Source organism: Bacillus sp. FSL W8-0629, assembly GCF_038593225.1.
Classification (GTDB): Bacteria; Bacillota; Bacilli; order Bacillales; family Bacillaceae; genus Bacillus; species Bacillus altitudinis.
The window spans coordinates 1,052,896-1,066,600 of the sequence record NZ_CP151975.1; the positions used below are offsets into that span (position 1 = coordinate 1,052,896).

Annotated in this window: 16 protein-coding genes; 12 read left to right on the plus strand and 4 right to left on the minus strand. The window is 41.1% G+C overall.

Going from position 1 to position 13,705, the window contains the following annotated elements; genetic code table 11:
* Positions 1 to 49: 49 nt before the first annotated feature.
* On the minus strand, positions 50 to 280 hold the full coding sequence (locus NSQ17_RS05315) for an IDEAL domain-containing protein (protein WP_003210924.1): 231 nt from the start codon (positions 278 to 280) through the stop codon (positions 50 to 52).
* Between the two features lie 289 nt (positions 281 to 569).
* Between NSQ17_RS05315 and NSQ17_RS05320 the strand changes: the two genes are divergently transcribed.
* The 3 genes from NSQ17_RS05320 (at position 570) to NSQ17_RS05330 (ending at position 3,266) form a co-directional block, all read left to right on the plus strand.
* Positions 570 to 1,148, plus strand: a complete 579-nt coding sequence (locus tag NSQ17_RS05320; protein ID WP_017366958.1) for a competence protein ComK — start codon at positions 570 to 572, stop codon at positions 1,146 to 1,148.
* Between the two features lie 143 nt (positions 1,149 to 1,291).
* Positions 1,292 to 2,398, plus strand: a complete 1,107-nt coding sequence (locus NSQ17_RS05325) for a D-TA family PLP-dependent enzyme (RefSeq protein WP_342467923.1) — start codon at positions 1,292 to 1,294, stop codon at positions 2,396 to 2,398.
* 385 nt (positions 2,399 to 2,783) lie between these two features.
* Positions 2,784 to 3,266, plus strand: coding sequence for a hypothetical protein (locus NSQ17_RS05330; protein ID WP_008348662.1), 483 nt, complete (start codon positions 2,784 to 2,786; stop codon positions 3,264 to 3,266).
* Between the two features lie 30 nt (positions 3,267 to 3,296).
* Here the strand turns inward: NSQ17_RS05330 and NSQ17_RS05335 are convergent, their stop codons facing one another.
* Complete coding sequence (locus NSQ17_RS05335; protein WP_342467924.1) at positions 3,297 to 4,736, minus strand: PLP-dependent aminotransferase family protein; 1,440 nt, start codon at positions 4,734 to 4,736, stop codon at positions 3,297 to 3,299.
* A 143-nt stretch (positions 4,737 to 4,879) separates the two neighbouring features.
* Here NSQ17_RS05335 and NSQ17_RS05340 point away from each other — a divergent pair, with 143 nt between their 5' ends.
* The 7 genes from NSQ17_RS05340 to NSQ17_RS05370 all read left to right on the plus strand — a co-directional run bounded on the left by NSQ17_RS05340 (position 4,880) and on the right by NSQ17_RS05370 (position 11,255).
* On the plus strand, positions 4,880 to 6,049 hold the full coding sequence (locus NSQ17_RS05340; protein WP_342467925.1) for an MFS transporter: 1,170 nt from the start codon (positions 4,880 to 4,882) through the stop codon (positions 6,047 to 6,049).
* Between the two features lie 62 nt (positions 6,050 to 6,111).
* Positions 6,112 to 6,390 carry a barstar family protein gene (locus tag NSQ17_RS05345; RefSeq protein WP_041507495.1) on the plus strand — a complete coding sequence of 93 codons (279 nt, stop codon included), beginning with the start codon at positions 6,112 to 6,114 and terminating at the stop codon, positions 6,388 to 6,390.
* Between the two features lie 159 nt (positions 6,391 to 6,549).
* Positions 6,550 to 7,500 carry an ABC transporter permease gene (locus NSQ17_RS05350; RefSeq protein WP_342467926.1) on the plus strand — a complete coding sequence of 317 codons (951 nt, stop codon included), beginning with the start codon at positions 6,550 to 6,552 and terminating at the stop codon, positions 7,498 to 7,500.
* Positions 7,493 to 8,443: an iron chelate uptake ABC transporter family permease subunit gene (locus NSQ17_RS05355; RefSeq protein ID WP_342467927.1), complete on the plus strand. Its 951-nt coding sequence runs from the start codon at positions 7,493 to 7,495 to the stop codon at positions 8,441 to 8,443. The genes NSQ17_RS05350 and NSQ17_RS05355 overlap by 8 nt, the downstream gene beginning before the upstream one ends.
* The gene (locus tag NSQ17_RS05360; RefSeq protein WP_019743341.1) at positions 8,434 to 9,192 is read left to right on the plus strand and encodes an ATP-binding cassette domain-containing protein; all 759 of its coding nucleotides are present in this window, start codon (positions 8,434 to 8,436) and stop codon (positions 9,190 to 9,192) included. The genes NSQ17_RS05355 and NSQ17_RS05360 overlap by 10 nt, the downstream gene beginning before the upstream one ends.
* Before the next feature lie 22 nt (positions 9,193 to 9,214).
* Entirely contained in the window at positions 9,215 to 10,159 is a 945-nt protein-coding gene (locus tag NSQ17_RS05365; protein ID WP_342467928.1) for a siderophore ABC transporter substrate-binding protein, read from the plus strand.
* Positions 10,160 to 10,298: 139 nt separating this feature from the next.
* Entirely contained in the window at positions 10,299 to 11,255 is a 957-nt protein-coding gene (locus NSQ17_RS05370; RefSeq protein ID WP_007499147.1) for an LCP family protein, read from the plus strand.
* Positions 11,256 to 11,487: 232 nt separating this feature from the next.
* Here NSQ17_RS05370 and NSQ17_RS05375 read toward each other — a convergent pair whose 3' ends face one another.
* Together NSQ17_RS05375 and NSQ17_RS05380 are read right to left on the minus strand one after the other, a co-directional pair.
* On the minus strand, positions 11,488 to 11,922 hold the full coding sequence (locus tag NSQ17_RS05375; protein ID WP_039167431.1) for a hypothetical protein: 435 nt from the start codon (positions 11,920 to 11,922) through the stop codon (positions 11,488 to 11,490).
* A gap of 85 nt (positions 11,923 to 12,007) precedes the next feature.
* Positions 12,008 to 12,370, minus strand: a complete 363-nt coding sequence (locus NSQ17_RS05380) for a hypothetical protein (protein ID WP_017360224.1) — start codon at positions 12,368 to 12,370, stop codon at positions 12,008 to 12,010.
* A gap of 158 nt (positions 12,371 to 12,528) precedes the next feature.
* Here NSQ17_RS05380 and NSQ17_RS05385 point away from each other — a divergent pair, with 158 nt between their 5' ends.
* Together NSQ17_RS05385 and lepB are read left to right on the plus strand one after the other, a co-directional pair.
* Positions 12,529 to 13,146 (plus strand): TVP38/TMEM64 family protein, encoded by a 618-nt coding sequence (locus NSQ17_RS05385; protein ID WP_017366969.1) that lies wholly within the window; start codon positions 12,529 to 12,531, stop codon positions 13,144 to 13,146.
* Positions 13,146 to 13,658: a signal peptidase I gene (gene lepB, locus NSQ17_RS05390; RefSeq protein ID WP_007499139.1), complete on the plus strand. Its 513-nt coding sequence runs from the start codon at positions 13,146 to 13,148 to the stop codon at positions 13,656 to 13,658. The genes NSQ17_RS05385 and lepB overlap by 1 nt, the downstream gene beginning before the upstream one ends.
* The last annotated feature ends 47 nt before the right edge of the window (positions 13,659 to 13,705 follow it).

Sequence of the window (13,705 nt, forward strand, 5' to 3'; positions counted from 1 at the left end):
GGTAAAGAGACAAGTTTCTGTCTCTCTGCCGCAAGTAAAATCATCATAATTAATGTAAGCAGTGTTCTGCATATTGAGCTGACAGGTCGTTGAATCGCTTTTCATCACGCTGATCCAGTGCCTTATCAATCTCTTCTCTAAGGAAGGTTAAGCGCTGTTTATAAAGCGCCTCATCTAAAACCATTTGAATATAGATGTCTAAAATCGTCACGCCGTTTTCTTCGGTTTTTTGGGTGTTGCGGGACTTCATGAGCTCAGCATACGTTTTTTTCTCTTTCATAAAGAATCCCCCCGATGCCTTTTTTATAGTATATGGATTGGCGGAGAAAAAATCAACAAGAATTTATAATTTTTAGACAATTTATTTTTGAGTCATATCGACACCCCTTGTCCAGTCGACAAGATGCGATATATCTTTAAAAATGGCTTTTAGATAGATCGAATGTACTAAATAACATGATAAAAAGATAATTTTAAATAAATATTGAAAAAATCCTGTCGTTTCTTATACGTTGGTGATAGATTAATAGTATCTAAAATAACCAAAAATTAACACAGGAGGAAATGAAGTGTCAGGAATTAGTGAAACACCATTAGATTCATACGTCATTAATCAAACAACAATGGCGGTCCTTCCGGTTGAAGAAGGAAAACGAGTATATTCAAAAGTGATCGAAAGAGAGACAAGCTTTTACGTTGAATTAAAGCCGCTGCAAATTATAGAACGCAGTTGCAGGTTCTTTGGCTCAAGCTATGCAGGCAGAAAAGCGGGAACATATGAAGTAACAGGTATTTCCCACAAGCCTCCCATCGTGATTGACTCATCCAATCATCTGTATTTCTTCCCAACCTATTCATCCAACCGCCCTCAATGCGGATGGATCTCCCACAAATACATTCATATCTTTCAGGAATCATCCCTCGGAGACACGGTTGTTACTTTTACAAATGAGCAATCGGTCAAACTAGATGTCTCATATAAGTCATTTGAGAGTCAGGTACACCGAACAGCGTATCTCCGAACGAAATTTCAAGATCGACTTGATGGAGGTCTTCCTAAGAAACAAGAATTTATGCTGTATCCAAAAGAACAGCAGCTCAACCTTGTGTATGATTTTATCTTAAGAGAACTTCGCAATCGTTATTAGTGAGAGATCAGCGGCAGACAGCCGCTGGACTGCTTACTCATCGCCATCACTTTTTTGCAGAAAAAACCATTGATTATCGTATAAAAAAATATATAATTTATATATATCGTATAATTTTTTATATAATGAAAGGGGTCATGGGGATGATGTATGAAGAACTGGATACGCCGGCACTACTCATTGATAAACGGGTGTTGATGGAGAATGTAGCGGCGATGCAACAATACGCAGACCGTCAGCATGTCAAATTGCGCCCTCATACGAAAACTCATAAAACGCCTGCACTTGCCAAGCTGCAGGAAGAGAAAGGTGCATCTGGCATTACGGTAGCGAAAGTAGGAGAGGCTGAAGTAATGGCAGCCCATGGGCTAAAGGATATTTTTATCGCCAATCAAATTGTAGGTGAGATTAAACTCAAGCGGATTCGTAAACTGGCAGAGTCGATACAGATTTCATTCGGTGTAGATTGTGTTGAGCATGTGAAGCAGATTGAGCAAGTCTTTTGTGAATCAGAGAAAAAAGCGGAGGTTTTAATTGAGATAGAGGTTGGAGAGGGAAGGTCTGGTGTCATTGAAGAACGTGATTTCTGCCACATATTAGAGGCGATTCAAACAAGTGATGCCGTTCATTTAAAGGGGATTTTTTCTCATGATGGTCATACGTATCAAGCGGAAAGTAAAGCACATTGCCGGACATTATACGAGGAGGCTGTAAATCGAACACTCCGTTTTGCGCAGATTGCAGAAGAAGCTGGTATGCCGCTAGAGGTCGTCAGTATTGGATCAACACCGCCATTTTTATTTCAATTTGTTATTCCAAAAGGAGTCACTGAAATACGGCCAGGCACATACATCTTGATGGATGCTTCCCAGTCCAATGTAATCGGCACATATTCACATTGTGCAGCATCTGTGCTGACGACGGTCATTAGTAAACCGACAGAGCGCCGGGTGATTACAGATGTAGGGGCCAAGGGGCTGACGGCACAAACGCGTACAAAAGGGCTGACCAAAACAGAGGGCTTAGGCAAAGTGAAAGAATATGATGATGTATTTGTTTCAAGCGTATTTGATGAGCATGCCATTATCTATCATGAAGGCTTTCGTCAAAGTGTACAGATCGGTGAGAAGGTGCAAATGATTCCGAATCACATCTGTCCTGCTGTGAATCTTCATGAAAAAGCATATCTCATTCAAGATGGCAAGGTGGTAGAAGAGCTGGAGATTGCTTGTAAAGGAAAGCTGCAATAAATGGGTAGGATCATAGAGGGTGTTGCCGCATGCATAGCAGAATATAAGGCAGCTTCCATTCTAAGAAAGATCATCATTTGAAATCCATACATCTAAGGAAAAGGCGCCGAAAGGGGTCTTTTTTATTTGAGAAAAAATGGCGAAAATGAAATAGATTGAAACCAAATGTGCCTTTCTCGTCGTCTATTGACTGTATCATCATGAAATGGCAGGGAAATGTGAACCATTAGAAGGATTTTCATTCATTTCCGCATAAATCACAGAAGTGATACATGCGGTCTGTTACAATAAAAATAAGTCATTTCTTACAAGGTGTTCGTATGAGGTAAAAGTTGATCATATTTGACCGATATGAACAAATGGGAAAGAGAAATGGGGGCCCTGTATGAAAAAACGATGGCATTTGATGCTGCTATTTACCGTGACAGTGACACTACTCACGGCCTGCAATCAAGCAGGTCAGCCGCCTTCAAAACAAAACACAAAAGAAGCTGCGTATGAACAATGGGTTCAGCGTTATATGGATGAGTTAAATGAAGCATATGAAAACATGACCGATCAATTTATTTCGGATGGACATGGAAAAATTCAAGTAAATGAAAAATTGACAAAAGCGACGAAAGCATTCGACCGTGTCATTCAAAAAGGGCTTACTCATCAAGAAGTGCCAGCTGTGTATCAAAAGGCAGACAAACAATTAAAGACAGGTCTTGCTTCATTTGAAAAAGGAATTAGCAAGGTAGAGCAGCTGTTAAAGCGTCCTGATCAAGAAAAGCTGTTTATGTCAGCTACTCAACATTTTCAAGATGGATTGCAAGAGACAGCCTCTTTCATTGAAGAAGTGGGAAACGTTCAGCAATCACAATGAAAAGCCTGGAAAGGAGACTTCCAGGCTTTTTTAGATGTGCAGTGTTTGCTTTAATCGGCGTACACCTTCTTGAATCATGGCTTCATCCGTACAGGCAAAACCAAGCAGCAACCCTTTCCTTTTGCTTTCATAACAATAGGGGCTTAATGGATAAATGCCGACACCTGCCGCTTTTGCGGCCTCAATCGTGCCTTGTTCATCAAAGTCTGATGTTCCTTCCAAAAAGACGTGAAGGCCTGTATCGGTTCCATATAAACGGAAGTGTTTGTCAAAGTGATGTGTCAAAAGAGCATCCATCATCGCTGCCTGCCGTTTTTTATACACCTGTCTCATCCGCCTGACATATCGCGTAAACTCTCCTTCTCTGAAAAAAGAGGCAAGAGTGATTTGCTCCATGATCGGCAGCTGTCTTTGAATAAGTGATTGCAGTGCAGCGATTTCTTTAATGACTGCTTTGGAGCCGATGATGGCAGCAAGGCGGATGCCTGGAGCAAGTACCTTGGAAAAACTGACAATATAGATCACATGATCGGGTGCTTCTGAAAATAAAGAAGGAAGCGGTCCGCCATGATAACGATAATCCCCATCAAAATCATCTTCTAATATGTAAGATTGAGCCTTCGCAGCAAACTGCAACAGCTCCCGTCTTCTATTGACGCTCATACAGACACCGGTTGGCCGCTGATGAGAGGGCGTTACAGCGATCAGCTTTGTACGTTCTGGCAATGTATTCACCATCATTCCTTCTTCATCGACTGGTGCGGGGTAAATAGTCATTTCGCGATGTAAAAAGGACAACCTTGCTCCAGGAAAACCAGGATCTTCAACAGCGACTGTATCTCCTTTTTTGAGCATGACTTGTGAAATCAAGTCAATGGCTTGCTGTGTGCCTCCTGTTAACACCATTTGGTCTTCTTCTATATCAATGCCGCGTTCAACCGATAAGTATTGGCGAATTTCTGAACGTACTTCCCATAATCCGTGCGGAGAAGAATAGCCCCAATCTTTCATATTTAAGCGCTGTAATGCTTTTAGAAGCGAGCGTTTCCATATGTTTTGAAAATGGTCGTCGATGGCTGGTTCTTGATGGCGGAAATCAATCTCAAGTGTGTCATGAAATTGATTGGCCGAGAGCCAGTGATCCATTTGTTTTTCAGCCTCGTCAAAGTGAGGTCTTGTCGGAAGTGCAAAAGGCGGTTCGTTTTGATGTGGGGGAGAAGCAGCATTGTGATCACTTGAAATGACCTTTGTTCCGCCTCTTCTAGAGGTGCTGACATAGCCTCTTGCCAGCAGTTCATCATAGGCAAGCTGTACGGTGGATCGAGATACGTTGAGCTCTTGTGCTAATACTCTTGACGGAGTCAACTGATCCTCAGGATTCAGTGTGTTTGTATGAATTTTTTGAATGATGCCATTGACGATTTGCTGCCAGAGCGGGGTAGAGCTGGAACGGTCTAAATGAATGTACACAGTGCACCTTCTTTCCCTTGTCATGTCATCATTGATGATGACATGGAATTATGGACTGGTCAATAGCTTCGTTTTTGGATGTAGGAAGAAATCCAAATGATGTGTACACTGGTTCATATCATTTGCACAGAGGAGAGAGTCCCATGATTCCTGCATCAAAAGAAGAAACAGCACAGCTATCTATGATTCCGTTTGTGTTCGTTTTATTTAGCCTTTTTATGATTACAACAGCAGTGAACCTGCAAGTCCCTCTTTATACGGAATATGCAGAGCAGGCAGGATACGGAAAGGCGTCAACAGCCCTTGTGTTTGCTGCGTATGTTTTCGGACTGATTCCAGTATTACTGTTACTTGGCGGCATGTCTGACCGGGCAGGACGAAAACCGATTTTATTGATCGCTCTTTGCTTTTCATTATGTGCCACCCTGCTCATGATCGTGCATCCGACCATACAAATGCTCTTTGTCGCCCGGCTGCTGCAAGGAGTGGGACTTGGGTTAAGTGTTGGCACATGTACTGCCTACTTGATTGCTTTATATCCAGAGAAATCGGGCTGGATCCCAACGTTTATCGCATTATGCAGTTCAATTGGATTTGGGGGAGGTGCTCTTTTTACAGCGATTCTTTCTTTTGAGCAAGTGTCACTGACGCCTCTTAGCTATTGGATTGTGTTGGTCTTGATTATGTTGACGATTGTTGCTGTATTCTTTTTGGTGCCGCCTGTACAAGGGGAGGCAAGTAAACCGCTAATGAACATGCCGAGGTTTCCAAAAGGGACAATGCCTGCGAACATAGCCATTGCTATCGCATGGTCTGTGTGCGGTCTTGTCATTTCGATTTTGCCAGCACAGCTTAAATTAAATGGCTATGAATTGTGGGTAGGCCCAGCGCTGTTTTTTATTAATATGGCAGGTGTTCTGATGCAGCCTTTTGTCCGAAAGATGAATAGCAGTGCAGCGCTTCGTATCGGTTTTATTTGTCTTCCGTGTGGATATGGCCTGCTGTTATTCGGTGCTAATAGCGGGTCCATATTCCTTGTCCTTGCTGGAACTCTTTTAGCGGGCACAGCTTGCTATGGATTTACTTACTTAGGAGGTCTCCAGCTGATTGTTGAGAAAGGGAAGAAGGAAGCGGCTAGAGCCGTTGCTGGATATTACTTGTTTGCGTATCTAGGTCTTGGCATACCAAGTGTGTTCGTTGGTCTCTTTGCTGATATGTACGGTACTCAGACAGTGTTAACGCTCTTTTTCACGCTCGTGTTGTCTGCCTGTCTGATCTTGTTTAGTTTAAGTTTCAGAGAGAGGCAAAAGTGAAATGGATTCTTTCTCTTTCCTCTCCAATTCGTTTAAAATAAAGACAGAAGAGGGGGAGGGAAATGAAAAAAGTACAGCTAAATGGTGCGATGTGCAGATCACAAGAGGAGCTTCATGATCAACTAAAAACAGTGTTACAACTTCCTGATCATTACGGCAAAAATCTTGATGCCCTTTGGGACTGTTTAACAGGAGAAGTGAGCTTGCCTTTAGAGCTCACGTGGATTCATTATCAAGCAAGCAAAGACGAGCTTGGTGATTATGCAGAGAATTTGCGGCAGTTATTTCAAGAGGCTGAAGAGGAACTGCAAGGGCAGTTTCAATTGAATATTGAAGCGTAAAAAAGCAGCTGATCCCTAAAGCTGTTTTTTTATGCGGTTTTCACCCTCTCTCATTCTACTATTGAATATTTCACTAAATATGATAATATATGAACTGTCGCTTAATTGATAATGATAATCATTTGTGGCAGAGAGCTTGATAGAAAGTGTGAACCCTGTATGAAGTTGTACCAATTAATTTTGTTGTTTGTGTGTTTGGCATGTGCGTCGCTGTTTGTCGGAGTACAGGACCTGTCTCTTTTACAGTTGTTTCATCTATCAGATGAACAAATGAACACCTTATTTTCAAGTCGCATCCCGCGGCTGATGAGTATTGTGCTTGCTGGCATGAGCCTGAGCTTATGCGGTTTTATTATGCAAAGCATGACGAGAAATAAATTTGTCTCTCCAACGACTGCAGGAACAATGGATTGGGCCAAGCTGGGTATTTTAACCGCTATGCTTGTTTTTACACAGGCAAGCCCGCTGATGAAAATGGCGATTGCGTTTTTATTTACGTTAGCTGGCAATCTATTATTCTTAAAAATTTTACGCCATATTAAGGTGAACGATACGATCTACGTACCGTTAGTCGGCTTAATGTTTGGCGGAATTGTTAATTCAATTTCCACGTTTATAGCCTATAAATATGATTTGATCCAAAACGTATCCGCATGGCTGCAAGGGGATTTTTCTCTTATTGTTCAGGGGCGTTATGAACTGCTCTATGTGAGTGTTCCTCTATTGATCATCGCGTATTTATATGCTGACCGCTTTACAGTGGCTGGTATGGGTGAGAGCTTTGCCGTCAATTTAGGTTTAACGTATAAACGTGTCATGGCAGTTGGTTTGGTGATTGTTTCGATGATTACGTCTGTAACGATTTTGACTGTTGGCATGCTGCCATTCCTCGGCTTAATCATTCCGAATATTGTATCGATCTACCGAGGGGATCACTTGAAAAAGAGCCTGCCGCATACGGCTTTATTAGGGGCCATTTTTGTGCTCATATGTGATGTACTCGGACGGGTGATCATTTATCCATATGAAATATCTGTCGGGCTTATGGTTGGCATCATTGGAAGTGCGATCTTCCTGTACATGTTATTAAGGAGGAAGCGCTATGCATAAGAAACGAACATTATTTCTCATTGCAGCCATTGCAGCCGTATTCGTTGTCATCTTCGTCACCTTTCAAATGGGGTACTGGGAGTACACAGTGCCGAGCCGTTTAAAAAAGGTGCTTTCCATGACTTTGACAGGAGGCGCGATTGCCTTTTCTTCTGTTGTGTTTCAAACATTGACCAATAACCGAATCTTAACGCCAAGCATTTTAGGGTTAGACGCGCTTTACTTGTTTTTGCAAACGGCGATTATTTATCTTTTTGGATCGACCAATATGATGATCGCGAATAAGAACCTGAATTTCTTTCTCTGCGTTGGATTAATGATTCTTTTTTCTGTGCTGCTCTATACAGTCATGTTCAAGCGCAAAAACAAGCATATTTTCTTACTCCTGCTTGTCGGGATTGTGTTTGGAACATTGTTCAAAAGTCTTTCTTCCTTTATGGAAATGCTCATTGACCCGAATGAATACCAAGTCGTACAGGACAAGTCTTTTGCCAGTTTTAATCACATGAACACAGATATTTTACTCTTCGCTTCTCTTTTATTTGCGGCACTTTGTCTTTATATATGGACCTTCCGCGCGAAATTAGATGTCATGTCATTAGGAAAGGAACAGGCTGTGAATCTCGGGATTGACTATGACAGGATCACAAAAAAGATGCTGATCGTCATTGCCGTCCTTGTTTCGATTGCGACGGCCCTCGTCGGCCCGATTACGTTTCTTGGCTTACTCGTTGTAAATGTGGCAAGAGAGCTGTTTCGTACATATCGGCACACGTACTTGCTATTAGGCTCGTTTTTCATTAGTGTCATTGCGCTTGTAGGCGGGGAATTTCTTGTGGAAAAGGTATTTACGTTTCAAACACCGCTTAGTGTGCTGATTGATTTAGTCGGCGGACTGTATTTTATTTATCTACTTTTAAAGGAGAGTCGTTCATGGTCGTGATGAAGGGAGTCAGTAAGACATATAACGGAAAAACAGTGCTTCACGAAACAACTGTCAGTGTAAAAAAAGGACAGCTGACCTCTCTCATTGGTCCAAATGGCGCAGGCAAAAGTACGCTTTTGTCCATCATGAGCCGCCTGATTCAACCTGATACTGGGGAAGCTTATTTAGAGGACAAACCTTATCGTGCGTACTCTCCTCAGGAGCTTGCGAAAAAAATGAGCATCTTGAAGCAGTCGAACCACATGAGTGTGCGTTTGACCGTTCGTGAGCTTGTCAGCTTTGGCCGCTTTCCTTACTCTCAAGGCCGCTTGACAAAAGAAGATGAGAACATGATAGATGTGTCGCTTCAATACATGAGACTCGTCGAAATCCAGCATCAATATTTAGATGAACTAAGCGGCGGACAAAGGCAGAGAGCCTTTATTGCCATGGTGCTAGCTCAGGATACGGATTATATTTTCTTAGATGAGCCTTTAAATAATTTAGATATGAACCATTCAGTTGAAATGATGAAGCTGTTTCAGCAGCTCGTGAAAGATCTTGGAAAAACGATTGTTGTTGTTCTCCATGATATTAACTTTGCATCTGTCTATTCAGATCACATCGTCGCCTTAAAAGAGGGTCAGGTGATCAAAGAAGGAAGCGTTGATGAAGTGATTCAAACAGAAGCACTTGAACACATTTATGACATGCGCATACCGATCGAAGTCATTCGTGGTGAGCGTATTTGCTTATATTTTTCTTGAAAAAATGAAGAGGTGATCAATCATGAAAAAATGGATTTGGATGATAACAGTATTAACAGCGATTGCTGTCCTTGCTGCCTGTGGTAACCAAGGAGAAACAGCGGGAACGAATGAGGAAACCGTAACAGTAAAGGATATGTTGAATAAAGACGGTGTGAAGATCAAGAAAAACCCGAAAAAAGTCGTCGTCTTTGATATGGGAAGTCTCGATACACTTGATAAGCTTGGTGTCAACGTGACAGCCTTACCAAAACAAGTGATTCCTCACTATTTATCTAAATATGAAAGTGACAAATATGAGAATGTCGGCGGGTTAAAAGAGCCAAACTTTGAGAAAATTGCAGAGATGAAGCCTGACTTGATCATTATTCAGCACCGTCAAGCAGATGCATTTGATGAATTTTCTAAAATTGCTCCGACGATTTATATGGATGTAGATAATGCAAACTATATGGAATCATTTAAAAAGAATGCTGAAACATTAGGAAAGATTTTTGATAAGGAAGACAAAGTCAAAAAAGAACTGTCTGCCATTGACCAAAAAGTGGCTGCATTAAAGAAACAAGCAAAAGAGTTAAAGAAAAATGGACTCGTCATCATGGCGAACGACAGCAAAATGACGGCATTTGGTCCTAAGTCAAGATATGGTCTGATCCATGATGTATTTGGGATCACACCAGCAGATCAAAAGCTAGAGCCATCTGATAAACATGGACAAAGCATTTCGTATGAGTATATGGTCAAAACGAACCCAGATTACTTATTTGTCGTGGATCGAGGCGCGGCGATTGGAGAAGAAACGTCTGCAAAACAGCTTGTTGAAAATGATTATGTGAAATCAGTCAAAGCGGTTAAAAACAATCATGTGGTGTATTTAAACTCTGACATGTGGTATTTAGCAGGCGGCGGCCTTGAATCATTGAATGCGATGATTGATGAAGTGAAAAAAGGAATTGAACAAAAGTAATGGATGAAAAGCTGCTCATTTTGAGCAGCTTTTTTATTGTGGATACATAAAAATATGTTGCATGCAGGAAACTTTCATCAAAATATGTTATAGTGGAACCTACATTGTGAGACTAAGATAGAGTGAGGGTTCGGAAAGGATGAAGGAGAAAACAAGATCAAAAAGAAGGCTAAGACCTTGGGTGAAAGTCGTGCTGTTTATCATGGCATTTGTCATGATCATGGCAGTATCTGTCACAGGATACGCATACTATAAAATTTCAAAAGCGTCGAATAAAGCGCAAGTATCTTTAGAAAGAGGAGAGACCTCGCAAAAGCGTGTGAAAGCTTTTGATCCAGGAAAGGATAGCTTTTCGGTGTTGCTCTTAGGGATTGACAGCCGTCCAGGTGAAACGGTAGACGAAGCAAGAAGTGATGCGGTCTTACTGGCGACGGTGAATCGAACAGACAAAACGATCAAGCTCCTAAGTATTCCTCGTGATTCTTATGTTGATATACCGGGGAGAGGATATGATAAAATTGCTCACGCCCATGCGTTTGGGAGTGCAGATTTATCAGTCAAAACGGTAGAGAATTTGTTAAACATCCCGGTAGACTATGTGATTGCAGGAAACTTTAAGGCGTTTCAAGACATTGTCGATGAGCTAAATGGAATTGACGTAACGATTGAAGATGAAGGCATTGCAAAACAAATGGAAAAGGATTCAAAAGGAAAAGTTCATGTGGAAACAGGCACACATACGCTGAGCGGTGAAGAAGCATTAGCGTTTGTGAGAACGAGAAAGGCAGATAGTGATCTCATGCGCGGAAAGCGCCAAATGGAAGCACTTCAAGCCATCTTTGAAAAATCCAAATCCATTTCTTCCATACCGTCTTATGACAACATCATTGATACACTTGGGGATAACGTCTCCACCAATTTATCCATGAAGCAGTTGATCGGTCTATTCCCTTTACTGAGTTCATTAAAATCAGTGGATACCATTCAGTTAAAAGGACACGATTACCAGCCTGGGAATGTGTATTACTTTGAGTTAGATGGACCAGGATTAGAAGAAGTGAGACAAGAGCTGAGAAAACAGCTCGAATTGTCATAATTGAGAAAGAGCCTGCCGCTGTGGCAGGCTTCAGCGTGTAGACAAACCCTCGCATTCTTTGTCAGTCCTGCGTGCTGGTGCTCACGAATGTGAAATTCGCTCCGCGCCAGTACTCGTCCTTTCTAGACTGCAAAGGTTTTCTATCACGCTGAAAAGAAGACAAAGGGCTAAAATAAAGTTCATTTTAGCCTTTTGTCAACAATCTGGAGCCTGCCACTGTGGCAGGCTTTTTTTAATAATAGAGGGTTGCAGGCATCGTTGGGTACCACACACCATTTAAAGCAAGCGCCCAGCCATACACCTTTTGACCTGATTCAATCTTGTCCTTTACCGAAGTGAGCGCTTCGTATGAAAAGACTTGATAAGCCTGTCCGGTTTTTTTTGCGACAATGACCGATAGAATATTGTCATTGAATACACTTGGCTCTTCGTCCGTACTCGTCCAAGCAATTCGATTATAGTAATTCATGTTGAAAGGATTTTCGAGTGCTTTCACTTCAAACTTCACTCGTTTTCCAACGATAGAAACCGTTGTATAGGCTACACTTGTTATTTGTGCAGATGCTGCTGGGGCTTGTTTTCCTGTCTGCAGTGGTTCTAATGCTGACACTGTGCTTGGCACAAGTAATCCTGCTGCTAAGGTGAGTGCTGTTATTTTTTTGAACATGAGTCGGAACCTCCTAATTTTTGGTATAACAATCAATTCGCCAAAAACTGAAAAGTCCCTTCTATAAATGTAAAATATAACCATATTATTTTCCTGAATGGAGGAAATAATGGGTGAGCATTTCCTCTACACGATGACGTATACGGGGATTAAAATATTTATGCTTTTCTTCATAGCCATTTATCAGAAATAAATATGTCGTAAATCCTTCATCGTGTTCAATTTGCTGTACGTTCATTTTTTCTTTACGTAACTGTTGTTTCAGTTGATAAAGGGCTTTTTGTGCTTCTTTTAATGAAGAGGTGACTAGCTGAATATATGGTTCATTTAGTTTGAATGTTTGATGTTTTTTAAGGTACGTCAAATCACGATTGAGGATGGAGATGACCATTGGAAGAAAGATGGCCTGTTCCATCATCTGAAGCTGTACGCTTGATAATCTCGTCATGTCCATGCCTGCTTTCTTTATTTATAGAACATTTGTTCTTATTTATTATATCGGATGAGTTAAAAAATCTCAAGGGGGGCTGAGAGGGATTCATTTGTATATTTTTATGTTTTCCATGTAAAATGAAAGATAGACAAACCTTGAAGGAGTCAAACAAGTTGCCATTATTTCTTTCTATATTTACTCATGAAAATATCACATCATTTTTTGAAAGCTACAAGGCTTTTGGACCCATTGTGGCTATATTACTCCCTTTAATAGAAGCATTTCTACCGTTTTTACCTCTCGTGGCATTTGCGGTGGCCAATGCAAATGCTTTTGGGCTATGGGAAGGCTTTTTATTGACCTGGATTGGTGCAAGTGCAGGGTCTATCCTTGTCTTTTTACTGATCAGAAAATTTGGACAGATGAGGATGCTGAACTTTATTAGCAGACACCCTTCTATTCAAAAGCTAATGCTTTGGGTTGAAAAGCGGGGATTTGGTCCGTTATTTATTTTACTCTGCTTTCCTTTTACACCTTCTGCTGCCGTTAATGTCGTAGCAGGTCTATCAAGAATCAGCGTCTGGCAGTTCTCATTAGCTGCTTTATCAGGGAAGTGTGTCATGCTCTTTATTATTAGTTTTATCGGCTATGACATTTCAGCTTTAGTAAAGAATCCGTTAAGAAGTGTTTTTGCGGTTCTAGTCATTGCTTTATTATGGTATGTTGGAAAGAGAGTAGAAAATAGGTTGAATATACGGATGAGTCAGCGTGAGGACAAAGGAGGCTCTTAATGAAAAAGAAGCCATTGCTATGGTTCATGATTATTACATGCATCGTCTTGTTGTTCCAAGTAAAGAATTTCATGTTTGTCACGTACAAAGTAGAAGGGGTTAGTATGGACCCGACATTTACAGATGGAACAGAATTATTAATTAACAAGTTCTCGCCAAAACTCACGAAAATTAGCCGGTTTGACTATGTGTTATTTCATGGCCCTAAAAATCAAATATTGATCAAACGGGTCATTGGACTTCCAGGAGAAACAATCAAATATGAAGATGATCAACTGTTTGTTGATGGTGTAAAATGGAAAGAGCCGTATTTAAAAGAGCAGAAAAAACATAAAATGGGCAACGTCCTAACAGGTGATTTTCAGCTGAAAGCCATCACCGGTCGTCAGAACATACAAAACAATCATTACTTCGTGATCGGAGATAATCGAATACATAGCTTTGACAGCCGGCATTTTGGAACGATCTCAAAGGATCAAGTAGTCGGTGTAAAAAGGAATCATGATGAATAAAAAAGAGCCGCTCTGCTTATGCAAAGCGGCTCAGCGTGTAGACAAAC

Bases quoted from the DNA above. Each gene is read 5' to 3' on its own strand.
- NSQ17_RS05315 (WP_003210924.1), bottom strand. From the start codon at position 280: ATGAAAGAGAAAAAAACGTATGCTGAGCTCATGAAGTCCCGCAACACC.
- NSQ17_RS05325 (WP_342467923.1), top strand. From the start codon at position 1,292: ATGATGTATGAAGAACTGGATACGCCGGCACTACTCATTGATAAACGG.
- NSQ17_RS05330 (WP_008348662.1), top strand. From the start codon at position 2,784: ATGAAAAAACGATGGCATTTGATGCTGCTATTTACCGTGACAGTGACA.
- NSQ17_RS05340 (WP_342467925.1), top strand. From the start codon at position 4,880: ATGATTCCTGCATCAAAAGAAGAAACAGCACAGCTATCTATGATTCCG.
- NSQ17_RS05345 (WP_041507495.1), top strand. From the start codon at position 6,112: ATGAAAAAAGTACAGCTAAATGGTGCGATGTGCAGATCACAAGAGGAG.
- NSQ17_RS05350 (WP_342467926.1), top strand. From the start codon at position 6,550: ATGAAGTTGTACCAATTAATTTTGTTGTTTGTGTGTTTGGCATGTGCG.
- NSQ17_RS05355 (WP_342467927.1), top strand. From the start codon at position 7,493: ATGCATAAGAAACGAACATTATTTCTCATTGCAGCCATTGCAGCCGTA.
- NSQ17_RS05360 (WP_019743341.1), top strand. From the start codon at position 8,434: ATGGTCGTGATGAAGGGAGTCAGTAAGACATATAACGGAAAAACAGTG.
- NSQ17_RS05365 (WP_342467928.1), top strand. From the start codon at position 9,215: ATGAAAAAATGGATTTGGATGATAACAGTATTAACAGCGATTGCTGTC.
- NSQ17_RS05370 (WP_007499147.1), top strand. From the start codon at position 10,299: ATGAAGGAGAAAACAAGATCAAAAAGAAGGCTAAGACCTTGGGTGAAA.
- NSQ17_RS05375 (WP_039167431.1), bottom strand. From the start codon at position 11,922: ATGTTCAAAAAAATAACAGCACTCACCTTAGCAGCAGGATTACTTGTG.
- NSQ17_RS05380 (WP_017360224.1), bottom strand. From the start codon at position 12,370: ATGACGAGATTATCAAGCGTACAGCTTCAGATGATGGAACAGGCCATC.
- lepB (WP_007499139.1), top strand. From the start codon at position 13,146: ATGAAAAAGAAGCCATTGCTATGGTTCATGATTATTACATGCATCGTC.